The organism is Streptomyces sp. NPDC006283 (assembly GCF_040613325.1).
Classification (GTDB): Bacteria; Actinomycetota; Actinomycetes; order Streptomycetales; family Streptomycetaceae; genus Streptomyces.
The window spans coordinates 1-16,459 of sequence record NZ_JBEXRZ010000155.1; the positions used below are offsets into that span (position 1 = coordinate 1).

The following is a 16,459-nucleotide window of genomic DNA, read 5'->3' on the forward strand; positions in this document are numbered from 1 at the left end:
GACGGGGAACGTCTACCCGCTGGTGTCCGTGGGCTCCGGCGGCTGCAACGAACAGGAGCCGGTGGGACCGGTGGGCGAGTACGCCGAGCCGCGCGATACGGCGCTGCTCGGCGGCGGGCAGCAAGGCGGTGGCGCCCTCCGGGACGGGGTCGACGAGGGACAGCTGGCCGATGTCGTGCATCAGCGCCGCGTACTCCAGCACGGTCAGTTCGGGGCCGGACAAGCCCATGTCGCGTCCGACGGCCGTGCTGAGCGCCGCGACCCGGTGGGCGTGGCCCGGCCGGGTGTAGCCGGCGACCTCGGTCGCGCGGGCCAAGGAGGCGATGGTCTGCCCGTAGGTGGTGCGCACGGCCGTGTACCGCCGGAACGACAGCTGGGTGAGGAGCAGCGGAACGCAGAACACGGGCAGCGCCCACAGGCCGGCGACGGCCACGGCGAGGGCCATGACGGCGCCCGTCGCGCAGACGGCGGACCCGATCCCCAGCAGTGCCCGCAGTTCGTCGCGGAGCAGCGGCCCGAACGGGACGGCAGCGCCACCGGCTCGTCCGGGGCCGGGCAGCGTACGGGCGCGCAGCATCGCGGCGGCCAGTACGGCGTCGCACAGGGCGGTCAGCACGAGCAGGACCAGCAGGAAGAGCGCGTAGTACGGTCCGTGTCCCAGCCGGAGGTCCAACGCGCCGGAAATGTACATCGGTTGGAAGCACACGGCGGCGAAGGCGACGGTCAGCACCCGCCGCGCCACATGATCGAGTGCGGGGCCCTGCCCGCGGGCGACGTTCGGCACGGCGCCGACGAGTGCCGCGGCGACGACGACGGCCACGACCTGAAAGGCGCCGTGCCCCGTCGGCTCCCCGGCGCACTCGCCGAGCAGGGCGTACGCGAGCGCGCCCGCGGCGCCGAGCGGAGCGGGCTCCCGCACACCGGGACCTTCGAGCACAGGAGGCTCCCCCGTCCTCGGCACGGCCTCCCACCGGGCGAGCTCCCCAAGTGCGATGAACCCACCGAAGGCGAGGGCGTTCCCCGGCTGCACCAGTCCGTGGACGACGACCCAGACGAGAGCGGACGCCGTCACGACGACCGCGGCGGCGCGGACGGCGTGCACGACACCCGCGGAACGGCGCCCCTGGACGCTGTTCACGCGCTGCCGCGGGCCCGGCGGCCGCTCAGCCTGTCCGTAACTGATGCGAAGCCCCTGTCCCCGGTGTCCCCGGCAGCCGGGACGGGCCCACCGGCACCGCCGCCTCGTCCGACATCACCGATGTCTGCCACCCGTGCCGCTCAAGCGCCCGCACAAGGGCCCGCACCATCCGCGGATCGAACTGCGTGCCCGCGCACCGCTCCAACTCTTCGAGCGCGACGGCCACCGGCCGCGCGCGCCGGTAGCAACGCGTGGACGTCATCGCGTCGAACGCGTCCGCGACCGCCACCACACGCGCGAATTCGGGGATCTGGCTCCCGACGAGACCGTACGGATAGCCGCTGCCGTCCATCCGCTCGTGGTGGTGCAGGATCGCGGCGCGCGCCTCCCCGAGAAAGCCGATACCGCGCACCATCTCGTGCCCGTACTCCGGATGCAGTTCGATCACCCGCCGCTCCTCCGGTGTCAGCGGCCCCTCCTTGCGCAGCACCCTCGTCGGAACGCCGAGCTTGCCCACGTCGTGCAGGATCCCGGCGAACCGGACGACCTCCAGGCGCTCTTCCTCCATGCGGAGCTCCCGGGCGATCAGCACCGAGGCCCGCCCGACCCGTTCGCTGTGCCCGCGTGTGTACCGGTCCTTGATGTCGACGGCCTGCACCAGCGCCCGGATCGTCGCCTGGTGGGCGGCGCGCTCACGGTGGTACTGGGCGAAGATCCAGCAGGAGATGTACATGGGCAGCAGCACGAAGAGGGCCGACAGCGGCCCGTACGGGCTGCCCCACAGCACCGCCATCATCAGCCCGGCGAGCCCGTGCACACAGTGCGGGGCCGACGACGCGAGCGAGAGCCCCCGCCATGCACCGCGCCACGGAACCCGTTCCGCCGTCGCGCGGATTCCGCCGTCGAGGAGGGTCAGCAGCAGACAGAAGGCGAGCGCACCGGCCAACGCCGGCACCAGTGCGTAGGGGAAGTCCGGTGCCCTCGGGACCCGTTCACCGCCGAGCAGCTGATACGCATGGGCGGCCGCCCATGTCGCGAGCGCGAGCTGCGCCGCTCGCCAGATCCGCCGGGCAGAGGCCGCCGGGCCGTCCACCTGTCCGAGCAGCGCGCCGGGCAGGGGCACCAGCGCGGCTGCCGCAGGCGGCAGCAGAAAGGCCGCGGCGAGCAGCACCGGGAAGAACGTGCCCGCCCCTACAGGGACGGAGTCGCCGGGATGGCGCCGGCGCGCGGGGAGCTCGCACCCGGCGTACAGGCCCGTGAGCAGCAGGACCCTGCCCCACGGCGGCGCGGCGGCGGAACCCGTCGACACGAGCGGGGACATGGCGGCGACGGCGCACAGGACCGCGGCGGCGATGCAGGCGCGCGCTGCCCTCGGTATGCCAGTCACTGCCCCGCACCCTCCTCAGCGCCCTCCTCGAAGCAGCGCAACGCTAGCGAGTCGGAGCGTCACGGGAGGCGGTACACCGAGCATTCGCACGTTCGGGTGACGGCGAGCGCGATTGAACGGCGGGCGAACGCAGAAGGTGCGCCGCGGTTGCCGCGGCGCACCGTGTGCGCGTGTATGTGCCGGCGCCTACTCCTGGGCGGTCGCCACATCGCTGTCGGGCACGGCCTGACCCGACCGGATCAGGTCGATGCGCCCCATGACCTTGGCCCGCAGGTCGCTGGGCACGTCGTCCTGCCCGCAGCACCGCTTGACCAGCTTCTTCACGGCCTGCTCCAGGCCGTACTTCTCCAGGCACGGGGAGCACTCCTCGAAGTGCACCTCGAACTTCGTGCAGTCGCTGTCGGGCATCTCATGGTCGAGAAACTCGTAGAGATGGTCCAGGACCTCTGAGCAGTCCGTCTCGTGCGGCTCTCCGCAGCTCATGAGCCCGAGCCTTTCGCGTCGTTCGACTCCCCCGCACCGGCCGGGACGAGCCCGCGCTCGCGGGCGTAGTCCTCGAGCATTCCGCGCAGTTGGCGGCGGCCACGGTGCAGGCGGGACATCACCGTACCGATGGGTGTTCCCATGATGTCCGCGATCTCCTTGTACGCAAAGCCCTCTACGTCGGCAAGATAAACCGCGATCCGGAACTCCTCGGGGATCGCCTGCAGCGCTTCCTTGACGTCCGAATCCGGCAGATGGTCAAGGGCCTGCGACTCGGCGGAACGCAACCCCGTCGACATGTGCGACTCGGCGCGCGCGAGCTGCCAGTCCTCGATCTCCTCCGCGGCGCTGCGCTGTGGTTCGCGCTGCTTCTTGCGGTAGGAGTTGATGAACGTGTTCGTGAGAATCCGGTACATCCACGCCTTGAGGTTGGTCCCCTCACGGAACTGGTGGAAGGACCCGTACGCCTTCGCGTACGTCTCCTGCACAAGATCCTCGGCATCGGCGGGATTGCGCGTCATGCGCAGTGCGGCCGAGTACATCTGGTCCAGATAGCCGAGAGCGTCCCGCTCGAAGCGGGCATTGCGCTCGGCAGTCGTCTCCTCGGACTTCTGCGCCTGACCGTCGTCGGTCCCTGCGTCGGTCCCAGTGACCGGACCCACCTCCTCCAACGCTGTGGTGGGGCCGAATGCGGACCCACTCGAATCGGAGAATAGTCGACCTTGGTGGCCCGGGCGCTGCCGATTCACATCAGCCGCCGCCGAAGCCGCCCCGGTCTTGCCCGACGACAGCACCGTCCACTCGAGCTCCGTGCTGCGCTCGGCTGTCGGGCAGAAGGTCGTACCCATGCGGCGGACTCCCTACTCACGCTCCGTACTGACATCCGCCACAACAGCCGGGGCACGGGTGTCATTCCCGTAGCGTCCGTGTCCACTGCGTCACAGCGTCCGTGATCGTGCGGAGCGTCTCGGCCTCCTCGATCCCGGCCCGCTTGGGCACGGCGAAACCGTGATCCCCGTACGGCACTTCCACGAGCTCGTACGCCCCTTCGGGGAACTCCTCCGGCTTGCCGAACGGATCGGCCCCGCCCTGGACGACCAGCGTCGGCACACCCGCACCGAGGAGCTCGTCCGCGCGGGACTTCTCCGGCCGGCCGGGCGGGTGCAGCGGGAAGCTCAGCGCGAGCACGCCCGCGGCGCCGAGCTCTACGGCGGTCCGGCAGGCCACCCGGGCGCCGGCGCTGCGTCCGCCGGCGACGACGGGCAGCCCCTTCTTCGCGAGCGCCGGCCAGAGGTCCCGCCACCCGGCGTCCAGGGTCTTCGGCGCCGGGGCGAGCTTCTTGCCGGCAACGCGCCACGGCTGCTCGACGAGCGCGACGGTGACGCCGTCCCCCGGCAGCGCGGCGGCGATCGCCTGCAGGTCCCGTGCCTCGATCCCGCCACCGGCGCCGTGGCCGAGCGCGAGCACAAGGCGGGCGTCGCCGGCCACGAGCCAGGTGATCCGAGCCTCTTGGCCGCCGACAGCGACGATCTCTCTCCGCTCCATCCGGACATTCTCTCCCGGCGGGGGAGCGGCTGCGCGGGGCGTCCGCCTGTGGTCTTTCGTTTGGTCGGGCCGGATCAGTGTTTCGTTTCGTCGGGCCGGATCAGTGTGCGGCCCCCTCACCCGCAGGCGCGCTTCCTCTCAGAACAGCGTCGCTTCCTCCGGCCCGGCCAGCTCCTCCAGCAGCTCCGGACCGTTGTTGCGCACGTTGCTCACCGCCGTCGTCACCGCGTAGGCCCGCATCAGCCCGCCCGGCGGCGGCTCCAGCAGCGACCGGAGCTGGTCGGGGTCGGTCCGGGACGGGTCCAGCCACGCGTCCCACCGGTCCTGCGTCAGCATCAGCGGCATCCGCGGATGAATGTCCGACAGCGACCGCGGCCCCTCCGCCGGCGCCACTCCCAGCGGTCCCGCCTCCGCCTCCGTCGTGATCACGGAGCAGGTCGCCCACCACGCCTGCGGATGGTCGTCCGGCAGAGTCCGGTCGCGCCAGAACTCGTAGAGGCCCGCCATCGCGAAGACCGACCCGTCCGAGGGCGTGACGAAGTACGGCTGCTTCCTCGGCCGCTTCTTCTTCCCCTCGACCTCGAGCTCGCGCTCTCCCTGACCGGTCACCCACTCGTAATAGCCGTCGGCAGGAAGGATGCAGCGCCGGGAGACGAAGGGTGTGCGGAACGACGGCTTCTCGTGCACCGTCTCGGCCCGCGCGTTGATCATCCGTGCCGCGCCCTCCGGCGACTTCGCCCAGGACGGCACGAGTCCCCACTTCAGCGTGCGCAGCTGGCGAACCGGACGGCGGTCGGCGGCGTCCTTAACAGGGCGTTCGAGAACCGCGTAGACCTCTTTTGTGGGGGCCACGTTCCAGTCGGGCGCCAGCGTCTCCTCGGGCTCCCATTTCTCGACCTCGAAGAGCCCCACGAGGTCCTCGGGCCTACGACTCGCTGCATACCGTCCGCACATAGGTGCCAGACTGCCACTTCCGTACGCCGTCCGAGGGAGCCGCCCGCGAAATGGTCACCACACACGCCGCCGCAGCGAATGCGCCGCTCACCGACCTGTGGGACCGCGTCTTCGGCACACAGAGCGCCCCGGAGCCGTGGCTCGTCGCCGTCACAGGTCTCGTCGCGCTCGCCGCCGTCATGCCCAACGTGCTGTGGCGGCTGACGCGGAACGCGGTCACGATCGCCCACGAGGGCGGCCACGGACTCGTGGCGCTGGTCACGGGCCGCAAGCTGCAGAGCATCCGGCTGCACTCCGACACCAGCGGTCTGACCGTCAGCCGCGGCAAGCCGACCGGCATCGGGATGATCCTGACCGCCACCGCGGGCTACACCGCCGCCCCGCTGCTCGGCCTCGGAGGCGCCTGGCTGCTGGCCGCGCACCACATCACGCTGCTGCTGTGGCTGGCGACCGCGCTGCTGCTCGCGCTTCTGGTGATGGTGCGCAACGCGTACGGGGTGCTGACCGTGACCGTCACCGGCGCGGCGTTCCTGCTGGTGTCGTGGCTGACGTCACCCGGCGTGCAGTCCGTCTTCGCATACACAGCGGTGTGGTTCATGCTGCTCGGCGGCGTACGGCCGGTCTTCGAGCTCCAGTCCAAGCGGCGGCACGGCGGCGCCCCCGACTCGGACGCCGACCAGCTCGCCAGGCTCACTCATGTGCCGCCGGCGATCTGGCTCTTCTTCTTTCACGCGGTCGCGCTCTGCTCGCTGATCGGCGGCGGCCGCTGGCTGCTCGGTCTGTGAGACGGGGCCGCCCGCCGTCGAGCCCTGCGCCCTACCACGCCGCCGTTACGCCCCGGTTTCCCCATATCTGATCAAGATCTGCGCTCGCCCCGAGCCACTAAAGTGATGGCCATGACCGAAAGCGCCGTGCACCCCGCCCTCTGGCCCGCCCCTCTCGCGACCGGAGCCGTCGAAGCGACGGTCACCGTGCCCGGTTCGAAATCAGTGACCAACCGCGCTCTGGTACTGGCCGCGCTCGCCGCGGAGCCGGGCTGGCTGCGCCGTCCGCTGCGCTCACGCGACACCCTGCTGATGTCCGCCGCCCTGCAGGCGATGGGCGTGGGCATCGAGGAGACCGTCTCGTCCAGCACCACCGGCGGCACCGACGACGGCAAAGCCGTCGCCGCGGCGGGCGAGGCCTGGCGTGTCATCCCCTCCGGCCTGCACGGGCCGGCCACCGTCGACGTCGGCAACGCGGGTACGGTCATGCGCTTCCTGCCGCCCGTCGCCGCCCTCGCGGACGGCCCGATCCGCTTCGACGGCGACCCGCGTTCCTACGAGCGCCCCCTGCACGGTGTCATCGACGCGCTGCGCACCCTCGGCGCCCGGATCGACGACGACGGCCGCGGCTCGCTGCCGATGACCGTGCACGGCGGCGGCGCCCTGGAGGGGGGGCCGGTGCGCATCGACGCCTCGTCGTCGTCCCAGTTCGTCTCCGCCCTGCTGCTCTCCGCGCCTCGCTTCAACCAGGGCGTCGAGGTCCGGCACGTCGGCGGCCGGCTGCCCTCCATGCCCCACATCCGGATGACCGTCGACATGCTGCGCGCCGTGGGCGCCCAGGTCGACGAGCCGGAGACCGGCGGCGAGCCGGACGTCTGGCGCGTGTCGCACAGCGCGCTGCTCGGCCGTGACCTGACGATCGAGCCCGACCTGTCCAACGCCCAGCCGTTCCTGGCGGCGGCGCTGGTGACGGGCGGCCGGGTGACGATCCCCGACTGGCCCGAGCGGACCACCCAGCCCGGTGACGCGCTGCGCGAGATCTTCACCGAGATGGGCGGTTCCTGCGAACTGACGACGACGCCCAACGGCACGGCGCTGGTCTTCACCGGCAGCGGCCGCATCCGCGGCATCGACGTCGACCTCGGCGAGGTCGGCGAGCTGACCCCAGGCATCGCGGCCGTCGCGGCGCTCGCCGACTCCCCCTCGACGCTGCGTGGCGTGGCGCATCTGCGGCTTCACGAGACGGACCGGCTGGCGGCTCTCACCAAAGAGATCAACGAGCTCGGCGGCGATGTCACCGAGACGGAGGACGGACTGCACATCCGCCCGCGCCCCCTGCACGGCGGCGTCTTCCGCACCTACGACGACCACCGGATGGCGACGGCAGGCTCGGTCATCGGGCTCGCGGTGCCGGACGTCCAGATCGAGAACGTGGCGACGACGGCCAAGACCTTGCCCGACTTCCCGCAGATGTGGGCCGAAATGCTCGGGGCCTGACGTCATGCGCCGCTACGGCAAGCACACCGACGAGGACGACATCCGGTCCCGCCCCAACCGCAAGGGCAACCGGCCCCGGACCAACATCCGCCCCAAGCACGAGGACGCCTTGGAGGGCATGGTCCTCACCGTCGACCGCGGCCGGCTGACCTGCCTCGTCGAGGACCGGGTGATCACCGCGATGAAGGCCCGTGAGCTGGGCCGCAAGGCGGCCGTCGTCGGGGACCGTGTCGGCATCGTCGGCGATCTCTCCGGCGACAAGGACACGCTGGCGCGGATCGTGCGCATCGAACCCCGGTCGTCGGTACTGCGCCGCACGGCCGACGACGACGACCCGTTCGAGCGTGTGGTCGTCGCCAACGCCGACCAGCTCGCCATCGTCACCGCACTCGCCGATCCCGAGCCGCGCCCGCGCCTGGTCGACCGCTGTCTGGTGGCCGCGTACGACGGCGGGCTCGAGCCGCTCCTCGTCCTGACCAAGTCGGACCTGGCCTCGCCCGACGAGCTGCTGGAGATGTACGGGGCGCTCGGTGTCCCCCATGTGGTGACCACGCGCGAGGAGTTCGTCGACGGTCTTGCCGCGGACCGCGTCCGGGAGCATCTGGTGGGGCGGACGACCGCCTTCGTCGGGCACTCGGGAGTCGGCAAGACGACCCTGGTCAACGCCTTGGTCCCCGAGGAGCGGCGACGGACCACCGGTCTCGTCAACGCTGTCACGGGACGCGGCCGGCACACCACGACCTCAGCGCTCGCCCTTCCGCTCGCCGACAAGCAGGGGGGCTGGGTGATCGACACCCCGGGCGTGCGCTCCTTCGGCCTGCACCATGTCGACCCGTCCCGGGTCATCAACGCGTTCCCGGACCTGGTGCCCGGCACGGAGGGCTGTCCGCGCGCCTGCAGTCACGACGAGCAGGACTGCGCCCTCGACGCGTGGGTGGCCGAAGGGCACGCCGATCCGGCGCGGCTCTACTCACTGCGGCGGCTGCTCGCCACCCGCGAGCGACGCGAAGGCGACTGAGTCATCCACGTTTGCCGTGGGCGACAGCTGGTAAGTGCATAATCGCACCAAGTCGGACGAGCAGTTCCGGACCGATCCACGACCGGACCGAGCAGTCCCGGACCGAGCAGTCATCGACGACGTGGGAGGCCCCGGACCAATGGCGTGGCTGCTGGTGGTGGTTGCCGGACTTCTCGAAACGGGCTTCGCGGTCTGCCTCAAGCTGTCGCACGGCTTCACGAGGCTGTGGCCCACGATCGCCTTCGCCGTTTTCGCCCTGGGCAGCTTCGGCCTGCTGACGCTGGCGCTGAAGAAGCTCGACGTGGGCCCGGCCTACGCGGTCTGGACCGGCATCGGCGCGGCCGGTACGGCGATCTACGGCATGGTATTCCTCGACGACCTCGTCTCCACCCTCAAGATCGTCTCGATCACGCTGGTGATCGTCGGCGTCATCGGTCTCCAGCTCTCGGGCTCGTCACACTGACCCGGTCGGCTCTCGGACGCGTCGCACTGACCCGGTCGGCTCCCGGAGGCGTCGCACCGACTCCGTCCGCTCCGGGGCCCGTCGCATCACCCCCGTCGCACACGGCCGCCCGCACCAGCTGCGCGACGCTCCCGCCGGCGGGTGCGACGACATAGGAGAGCGCCAGCCGCACCGCGAGTTCGCAGCGCTGCGGAAAGTCAGCCGGTTCGTCGGCCGCACGCCCGTCCCTGAGCCTTCGGCCCCGGCGCAGGCTCGCCAGCGACCTGTCCCGCACCGCGGCGACCAGCTCGGCCGGAAGCGGGGGTCGCGCGTCCGCTCGCCGCTGCGCCGGCACTCCGGAGAGTGCGGCCCCGCTGCGTACCGGCTTCGGTACCGGCAGCTGCTCCTCCCAGCAGCCGGTGAGCAAGGCGCGCAGCACGGGCCTCGCCCGCGCCTCGCCGACGGTCCATTCGGCGACGGACACGAGCCGCTCACCGGCCCCGGCGCTCTGCCCGAGGAGCCGTTCCACGCCACGCAGGTACGAGTCGGCCTCGCGGCGCACGAGGGCGCGGGCGAGGCCGTCCTTGCTGCCGAACTCGTTGTAGAGGGTCTGGCGGGAGACTTCGGCGGCGGAGGCGACGTCGACCATCCGCACCGCGGACCACGGCAGGTCGCGCAGTGCCGCGAAAGCGGCGTTCAGCAGTAACTCCCGCGCTGCAGGCATCGGCGCCTCCCCGGCAGAGCAACTCCCGTCACAGGGTTGACGGGTGGCCTTCCACTGTCAAGAGACACTGCAGGCGGTGGCAGGCAGCGGGAAGGCGTCCGCAGGGGCGCCACGGCCGCCCGGGAAAGGGACGGACCCTCCCCGATAGAGTGGCTGACATGCCCGACTACCACGATGATCTGCGCCTCGCCCACGTCCTCGCCGACGCCGCCGACGCCACCACCATGGAGCGGTTCAAGGCTCTGGACCTCAAGGTCGAGACCAAGCCGGACATGACTCCAGTGAGCGAGGCCGACAAGGCTGCGGAGGAGCTGATCCGCGGGCAGCTCCAGCGGGCACGGCCCCGCGACGCGATCCTCGGCGAGGAGTTCGGCATCGAGGGCACGGGTCCCCGCCGCTGGGTCGTCGACCCGATCGACGGCACCAAGAACTATGTGCGCGGTGTGCCGGTCTGGGCGACGCTGATCGCCCTGATGGAGGCCGGCGAGGGCGGCTACCAGCCGGTGGTGGGCGTGGTGTCGGCGCCGGCTCTCGGCCGGCGCTGGTGGGCCGCGAAGGGCGGCGGCGCGTACACCGGCCGGAGCCTGACCTCCGCGACGCGGCTGCAGGTGTCCAAGGTGGAGCGCATACAGGACGCCTCGTTCGCGTACTCGTCCCTGTCGGGCTGGGAGGCACAGGGCCGTCTCGACGGGTTCATGGACCTGACGCGGGCGGTCTGGCGCACCCGGGGCTACGGCGACTTCTGGCCCTACATGATGGTCGCCGAGGGATCGGTGGACATCTGCGCCGAGCCGGAGCTGTCGCTGTGGGACATGGCGGCGCCGGCGATCGTGGTGCAGGAGGCGGGCGGCTCGTTCACGGGCCTCGACGGACAGGACGGCCCGCACAGCGGTAATGCCGCGGCGTCGAACGGGCTGCTCCACCACGAGCTGCTGGGCTACCTCAACCAGCGTTACTAGTCGGCCGGACAGGCCGTACCGGGCGGCCGCGACCGGTCGCTCGAGACGGCGTACGCCGGGCGATCAGCGGGCGCGTGGGCGGGCCGAAGACGCCGCGCACGCCCCCTTGCCGCATTCCCCCCGTACTGCAACTCTGAGAGTCCCCCCACTTGTGAACTTGTGAATCGGTTCTCGAACGGCCGATCACCAAGGAGGTGGCTCCTTTCATGCTCGTCCGTGACGCCATGAGCACGGTGGTCCTCACCATCGGCCCCGCACACACGCTCCGCCAAGCGGCCCGGCTGATGGCCGCGCGCCGCGTGGGCGCGGCCGTGGTCCTCGACCCCGACTCGAGCCTCGGCATCCTCACCGAGCGCGACGTCCTCAACTCCCTGGGCCTTGGACAGGACCCCGATCTCGAGACCGCCGGCACCCACACCACCACCGACGTCGTCTTCGCCGCGCCTGCCTGGACCCTGGAGGAGGCGGCCGAGGCAATGGCGCACGGCGGCTTCCGCCATCTGATCGTGACGGACGGCGACGGCCCCATCGGCATCGTCTCCGTCCGCGACATCATCCGCTGCTGGGCCCCGGCCAGGCGCCACGCAGCCGCCTAGGCACCACTCTCCGCGTACGGCGCACGCTTGCCGCGCACGCGGAAGGGGCCGGATCCCGTGAGGAATCCGGCCCCTTCTTCTACGACAAGCGGGACCTTCAGCCGCGCAGGGCCTGGACCGCGGCTTCGAGCCGCTTGCCGAAGTCGCCGTCCGCCTGGCGGAAGTTGTTGATCGCCCGCTCGGCGATGTCGTCACGCGACACCTTGGCGATGAACTGCGAGAGGTTGCCGATCAGGCGCTCCTTCTCGTCCTCGGACATCAGGCGGTAGAGGTTGCCGGCCTGGACGAAGTCGTTGTCCTCGCCGTGCGCCGGAGCCGCGTGGTCGCCGGTCGCCCCGGAGACGGGAGTGGGCTGCCACAGCGGGCGGTCCGTCTGGTACGGGCCGCCGAAGCTGTTCGGCTCGTAGTTCTTCGTGCCCTTGTGACGGCCGTCGTACAGGAAGCCGTCGCGGGAGTTGGTGCGCGCCTCCGTGGCGTGGGGGCGGTTCACCGGCAGGTGGTCGGCGTTGATACCGACGCGGTAGCGGTGGGCGTCGCCGTACGCGAACAGACGGCCCTGGAGCATCTTGTCGGGCGAGGGGCCGATGCCCGGCACGAAGTGGGCGGGGCTGAAGATCGACTGCTCGACCTCGGCGAAGATGTTCTCCGGGTTGCGGTTGAGCTCCAGCTTGCCGATCTCGATGGGCGGGTAGTCCTCGTGCGGCCACACCTTGGTGAGGTCGAACGGGTTAAAGCGGTAGGTGGCCGCTTCCGCCGCCGGCATGATCTGCACCTGCACGGTCCAGGTCGGGAAGTCACCGCGCTCGATGGCCTCGCGCAGGTCGCGCTGGTGCGAGTCCGGGTCCACACCGGAGAGGCGGTTGGCCTCGTCGGTGGTGAGGTTCTTGATCCCCTGGTCGGTCTTGAAGTGGTACTTGACCCAGAAGACCTCGCCGGCCTCGTTGTTCCACTGGTACGTGTGGGAGCCGTAGCCGTTCATGTGCCGGTACGACGCGGGAATGCCGCGGTCACCGAACAGCCAGGTCACCTGGTGCGTGGACTCGGGCGACAGACCCCAGAAGTCCCAGACGTTGTCCGCTTCCTGCGAGCCTGTGTACGGGTCGCGCTTCTGGGTGTGGATGAAGTCCGGGAACTTGATGGCGTCCTTGATGAAGAACACCGGGGTGTTGTTGCCGACGAGGTCGTAGTTGCCCTCTTCGGTGTAGAACTTCAGCGCCCAGCCGCGCGGGTCACGGACGGCGTCCGCCGCGCCGAGGTTGCCGGCGACGGTGGAGAAGCGCAGGAACGTCTCCGTCTGCTTGCCGACCTCGGAGAGGAACGCGGCACGGGTCCACTGCGAGACGTCGCGGGTCAGCGTGAAGGTGCCGTAGGCGCCGGCACCGCGGGCATGGACGACACGCTCCGGGATGCGCTCCCGGTTGAAGTGCGCGAGCTTCTCGAGCAGCAACTGGTCCTGGACCAGCACCGGTCCGCCGACGCCCGCGGTCTCGCTGTTCTGGTTGTCGGCGACCGGAGCCCCGGCCTCCGTGGTGAGCGGTCCCTGCGTCACGTGCGCCTCCTGCGTCATGTACTGCCCAGTTGTCTTCTCCGGCACAGCCTGCCCTTGGCCTGCGCCGCACTCGATCCTACGATGGACTTTGTCTAAGTCAAGTGAACATCCAAAGTCACACCCGTTCGGGACTCGGTCCCACCACTGTTAGGCTGGTCCTCATGAGTGACCTGTTGGAACGACTTCGCGGACGCGGCTGGCGTATGACCGCACAGCGGCGTGTCGTGGCCGAGGTCCTCGACGGCGAGCATGTCCATCTGACCGCCGACGAGGTGCACGCTCGCGCGGTGACGAGGCTGCCCGAGATCTCCCGGGCGACCGTCTACAACACCTTGGGCGAGCTGGTCAGCCTCGGCGAGGTTCTCGAGGTGTCCACCGACCGTCGCGCCAAGCGGTACGACCCGAACGCGCACCAGCCGCACCAGCACTTGGTCTGCGCCCGCTGCGGCACGATCCGCGACGTGCACCCGGCGGGCAACCCGCTCGCCGACCTCCCGGACACGGAGCGCTTCGGCTTCACGATCTCGGACGTCGAGGTCACCTACCGCGGCACCTGCCCGAACTGCGCCGCGGCATAGCTCACAACATGAGGCGAGGCCCCCGATGCTCCGGCATCGGGGGCCTCGCCTCACGCCTCATGTGCGCCGGAGGGTCTTGACGTGCCCCGAGGGGTGCTTGAAATGCCCGAACCCGCTTGGCATGCCTGGCCGCACGAACGCCGAAGGCCCGGATCCTTGAGGATCCGGGCCTTCGGTTCAGTAGCGGGGACAGGATTTGAACCTGCGACCTCTGGGTTATGAGCCCAGCGAGCTACCGAGCTGCTCCACCCCGCGTCGGTGAACACAACATTACGGTACCCCGCCGACCAGCGCAAATCGCTAAGCAGTGAGCTCCTGGAGCAGAGCCTCCCGCAGCCGCGCCGCCCGCTCCGTCACCTCGGCCGGCCCCAGCTCGACGGCCCTGGTGCACCAGCGCTGCCCCTCGGCGAGCTCTCCCCTGCGGGCGGCGAGCAGCGCGAGGCGCAGTGCCGCCCGGCCGTGCCCCGCCCGGGCGGCGCGGGCCCACCACAGGGCGGCTTCGCGTTCGCTGCCCTCGCGGGCGAGGAGCAGCCCGAGGTTGAAGGCACCACTGCGGCTGCCCGCTTCGGCCGCCTCCCGGTACCAGCGCGCGGCGTCCGTCATGTCACCGCGGGCCGCGGCGAGCATGCCGACACGCACCTGGGCACGGCGGTGCCCCTGCTCGGCGGCGCGCTCGTACCACTCCTCGCACTCGCTCCTCTCGGCCATCGGCTCGCCCAGGGCGGGCGGACCGAGCGCCGGACGCCGGGCGTCCAGCACGGTGGCGAGCCGGAAGGCCGCCTCCGCACTGCCGCCCCCCGCGGCGCAGCGCAGATGACGCTCGGCACCGTGCTCGTCGCCGTCCCTGAGCAGGGCCATGCCCACTTGGAGCGCCGCCTCCGTGTGCCCGGCAGCCGCGGCGCGCTCGTACCAGGAGAGCGCCGTGCGGTCGTCGTCACGGCCCGCGTGAAGGATGCCCAGGTTGAACGCGGCGTCCACGCTGCCGGCCTCCGCGGCCTTGGAGAACCACGGCTCCGCGCCGACCGGGTCGCCGGCCTGCAGCAGCAGGACGGCGAGCGCGTTCGCCGCCTCGCGGTGACCCGCGTAGGCGGCACGGCGGTACCACTGCTCCGCCTGAGCCGTGCGGTCCTGGGCGGCGCAGAGCAGCCCCAGGTTGTACGCGCCGTTGACGTCGCCCGCGTCCATCGCTGCGCGGTACCAGCGCTCTGCGGTCTGCTGCTCCCCGCGTGCGGCGTGCAGGGCGCCGAGGGCGTTGGCGGCGTTGCCGTCGCCGTCCTGGGCAGCGCGCAGCCACCACACGGCGGCGCTCTCCTCGTCGCCGGCGTCGCGCAGCAGGAACGCGAGCGCACAGGCGGCGCGGGCCTCGCCGTCCTTGGCGGACGTGAGGTACCACCGCCCGGCCTCCTTGAGTTCGCCGCGCTTCTCCAGGATCGCCCCGAGGTGCAGGGCGGCACGCCGGTGTCCGCGCGCGGCGGCCTGGCGGTACCACTGAGCGGCCTCGTCGATCAGACCGGACCGGGCCGGTGGCGGGCTGCCGACGCCCGCGCCGGGCGTATCGGGTCCGGCAGCGCCGTCCGGCCGCGCCCGACGCCCGGCGCGGCCCGGCTCGTCGGCACCGGCACCAGCACTGGCACGGCCCGCTTCCTCCGCGTCGGCGAGCGTGCGCAGGGCGGCGTCCGTCTGCCAAACGTGGCCGGTCCCCCCGGCACCGGACGCTCCGGCACCGCGGGCCGCGTCGCCCCGAGCCGCACCCGCGCCGCGGACGCCGGAGCCGGCGCCTGCACGGGCGCCGCCCATCGGCGCTTCCCCGGACCGCGGCCCTGGCAGGGTCACGCCCCGGCCTCCGTCCGCCGACGGGGACCGTCGCACGGCCCGCGCGGAAACCCCGGCCTCGGCCACGGGCTCGCTGCGGACCAGCCGGCCGGCCTCGTCGCCCGTGCGGGACTCCTCCACCGCCCGGCGCTCCAGAGCGCGGGCAAGGCGGTACGCGGCCTCTCGATGGCCCTGCTCGGCCGCCGCGCGCAGCCAGCGCTCCGCGCCCACGTCACTGCGGTGCTCCAACAGGTCCGCGAGGGCGTATGCGCCCAGCGCGTGGCCCTGTTCGGCGGACTGTCGCAGCCAGTACTCGGCAGCGGGCTCGTCGCCGCGCTCTCGGAAGTGGCGCCCCAAGGCGTGCGCCGCCGCGGCCGAGCCGGCCACGGCGGCGATCCGCCACCAGCCGGCCGCTTCCTCCGCATAGCCGCGCTGATGCAGAAGTACGCCCAGGTTGTTGGCCGCGGCACGGTCGCCGTCAGCGGTCGCACCGCGCAGGTAGGGCTCCGCTCCGTCGAGGTCCCCCCGACGCAGCAGCAGAGCGCCGAGGACACTCATGGCCGCGGTGTCGCCGGCTTCGGCGGCACGCCGGTGGCGCGCCTCGGCGCCGGCGGTCTCCATGGCGTCGACATTGCCGTCGTCGGCGCCGACATCGTTGCCCACGTGGTCCGCTCGACCCACTACGTCGGTCACATCGGCCACGTTTCCGGCATGCGGCTGCACAAACCGCCCTGTCTCCAACAGAGTTGCCCTGTCCCCCATAAAATCCATCGTCGCACCACCTGCAACCCGCGTACACCTGGTATACCGCAGCCAGTGAGGTCACTTCAGCGTTTTGTCGACATGCCCACAGAGAGATAAGTCAAACACGTTCAGCCCCAACTGAGGGCGCACGGCACGCACTTCGGCGCCACAAGATGTGGAGACGAACTCGAGGAAGTCGTCCACCTCGAACATCGCCTGGGCGGTGTCCTCCACCTTCCACACCACCACCGCGGCCAGCTCGATCGGGT

General features: G+C 71.4%; 16 protein-coding genes, 1 tRNA gene and 1 pseudogene. 7 read left to right on the plus strand and 11 right to left on the minus strand.

The features are described 5' to 3' along the window. The 6 genes from ABZ070_RS26165 to ABZ070_RS26190 all read right to left on the minus strand — a co-directional run. Nucleotides 1-1,138: hypothetical protein (locus ABZ070_RS26165; protein WP_356637777.1), on the minus strand; the 1,138-nt coding region annotated here is incomplete at its 3' end. Between the two features lie 25 nt (nt 1,139-1,163). Beyond that, nucleotides 1,164-2,525, minus strand: a complete 1,362-nt coding sequence (locus ABZ070_RS26170; RefSeq protein ID WP_356637778.1) for an HD-GYP domain-containing protein — start codon at nt 2,523-2,525, stop codon at nt 1,164-1,166. A 186-nt stretch (nt 2,526-2,711) separates the two neighbouring features. Further along, complete coding sequence (gene rsrA, locus ABZ070_RS26175; protein WP_356637779.1) at nt 2,712-3,008, minus strand: mycothiol system anti-sigma-R factor; 297 nt, start codon at nt 3,006-3,008, stop codon at nt 2,712-2,714. Beyond that, the gene (locus tag ABZ070_RS26180; RefSeq protein WP_356637780.1) at nt 3,005-3,670 is read right to left on the minus strand and encodes a sigma-70 family RNA polymerase sigma factor; all 666 of its coding nucleotides are present in this window, start codon (nt 3,668-3,670) and stop codon (nt 3,005-3,007) included. The genes rsrA and ABZ070_RS26180 overlap by 4 nt, the downstream gene beginning before the upstream one ends. 247 nt (nt 3,671-3,917) lie before the next feature. Further along, complete coding sequence (locus ABZ070_RS26185; RefSeq protein ID WP_356637781.1) at nt 3,918-4,553, minus strand: alpha/beta family hydrolase; 636 nt, start codon at nt 4,551-4,553, stop codon at nt 3,918-3,920. A gap of 138 nt (nt 4,554-4,691) precedes the next feature. Next, a complete protein-coding gene (locus ABZ070_RS26190) occupies nt 4,692-5,507 on the minus strand; it encodes an SOS response-associated peptidase (RefSeq protein ID WP_356637782.1) in 816 nt (271 codons plus the stop codon). A 50-nt stretch (nt 5,508-5,557) separates the two neighbouring features. Between ABZ070_RS26190 and ABZ070_RS26195 the strand changes: the two genes are divergently transcribed. From ABZ070_RS26195 to ABZ070_RS26210, 4 genes are all read left to right on the plus strand, one after another. After that, on the plus strand, nt 5,558-6,292 hold the full coding sequence (locus ABZ070_RS26195) for a M50 family metallopeptidase (protein WP_356637783.1): 735 nt from the start codon (nt 5,558-5,560) through the stop codon (nt 6,290-6,292). 111 nt (nt 6,293-6,403) lie between these two features. After that, complete coding sequence (gene aroA / locus ABZ070_RS26200) at nt 6,404-7,768, plus strand: 3-phosphoshikimate 1-carboxyvinyltransferase (protein WP_356637784.1); 1,365 nt, start codon at nt 6,404-6,406, stop codon at nt 7,766-7,768. Between the two features lie 4 nt (nt 7,769-7,772). Beyond that, entirely contained in the window at nt 7,773-8,786 is a 1,014-nt protein-coding gene (gene rsgA / locus ABZ070_RS26205; protein WP_356637785.1) for a ribosome small subunit-dependent GTPase A, read from the plus strand. Nucleotides 8,787-8,925: 139 nt separating this feature from the next. Then, nucleotides 8,926-9,249 carry a multidrug efflux SMR transporter gene (locus ABZ070_RS26210; protein WP_356637786.1) on the plus strand — a complete coding sequence of 108 codons (324 nt, stop codon included), beginning with the start codon at nt 8,926-8,928 and terminating at the stop codon, nt 9,247-9,249. Here the strand turns inward: ABZ070_RS26210 and ABZ070_RS26215 are convergent. Beyond that, nucleotides 9,215-9,952, minus strand: a complete 738-nt coding sequence (locus ABZ070_RS26215; RefSeq protein WP_356637787.1) for a TetR/AcrR family transcriptional regulator — start codon at nt 9,950-9,952, stop codon at nt 9,215-9,217. The two genes, ABZ070_RS26210 and ABZ070_RS26215, sit on opposite strands and share 35 nt — an antisense overlap. Before the next feature lie 158 nt (nt 9,953-10,110). On the opposite strand from ABZ070_RS26215, the gene hisN reads away from it, so the two are divergent. Together hisN and ABZ070_RS26225 are read left to right on the plus strand one after the other, a co-directional pair. After that, on the plus strand, nt 10,111-10,911 hold the full coding sequence (hisN, locus tag ABZ070_RS26220) for a histidinol-phosphatase (RefSeq protein ID WP_356637788.1): 801 nt from the start codon (nt 10,111-10,113) through the stop codon (nt 10,909-10,911). Nucleotides 10,912-11,117: 206 nt separating this feature from the next. Then, nucleotides 11,118-11,507, plus strand: coding sequence for a CBS domain-containing protein (locus ABZ070_RS26225; RefSeq protein ID WP_356637789.1), 390 nt, complete (start codon nt 11,118-11,120; stop codon nt 11,505-11,507). A gap of 97 nt (nt 11,508-11,604) precedes the next feature. Here ABZ070_RS26225 and ABZ070_RS26230 read toward each other — a convergent pair whose 3' ends face one another. Then, entirely contained in the window at nt 11,605-13,074 is a 1,470-nt protein-coding gene (locus tag ABZ070_RS26230; protein ID WP_356637792.1) for a catalase, read from the minus strand. A gap of 143 nt (nt 13,075-13,217) precedes the next feature. Here ABZ070_RS26230 and ABZ070_RS26235 point away from each other — a divergent pair, with 143 nt between their 5' ends. Then, entirely contained in the window at nt 13,218-13,634 is a 417-nt protein-coding gene (locus ABZ070_RS26235) for a Fur family transcriptional regulator (RefSeq protein ID WP_356637790.1), read from the plus strand. A 181-nt stretch (nt 13,635-13,815) separates the two neighbouring features. On the opposite strand, the gene ABZ070_RS26240 is transcribed toward ABZ070_RS26235, so the two are convergent. From ABZ070_RS26240 to ABZ070_RS26250, 3 genes and pseudogenes are all read right to left on the minus strand, one after another. Continuing rightward, nucleotides 13,816-13,889: transfer RNA gene (locus tag ABZ070_RS26240), tRNA-Met, on the minus strand. 45 nt (nt 13,890-13,934) lie between these two features. Then, the gene (locus ABZ070_RS26245; protein WP_356637791.1) at nt 13,935-16,217 is read right to left on the minus strand and encodes a sel1 repeat family protein; all 2,283 of its coding nucleotides are present in this window, start codon (nt 16,215-16,217) and stop codon (nt 13,935-13,937) included. A 51-nt stretch (nt 16,218-16,268) separates the two neighbouring features. Then, a pseudogene (locus ABZ070_RS26250) lies at nt 16,269-16,459 on the minus strand (SPFH domain-containing protein); the annotation flags it as partial.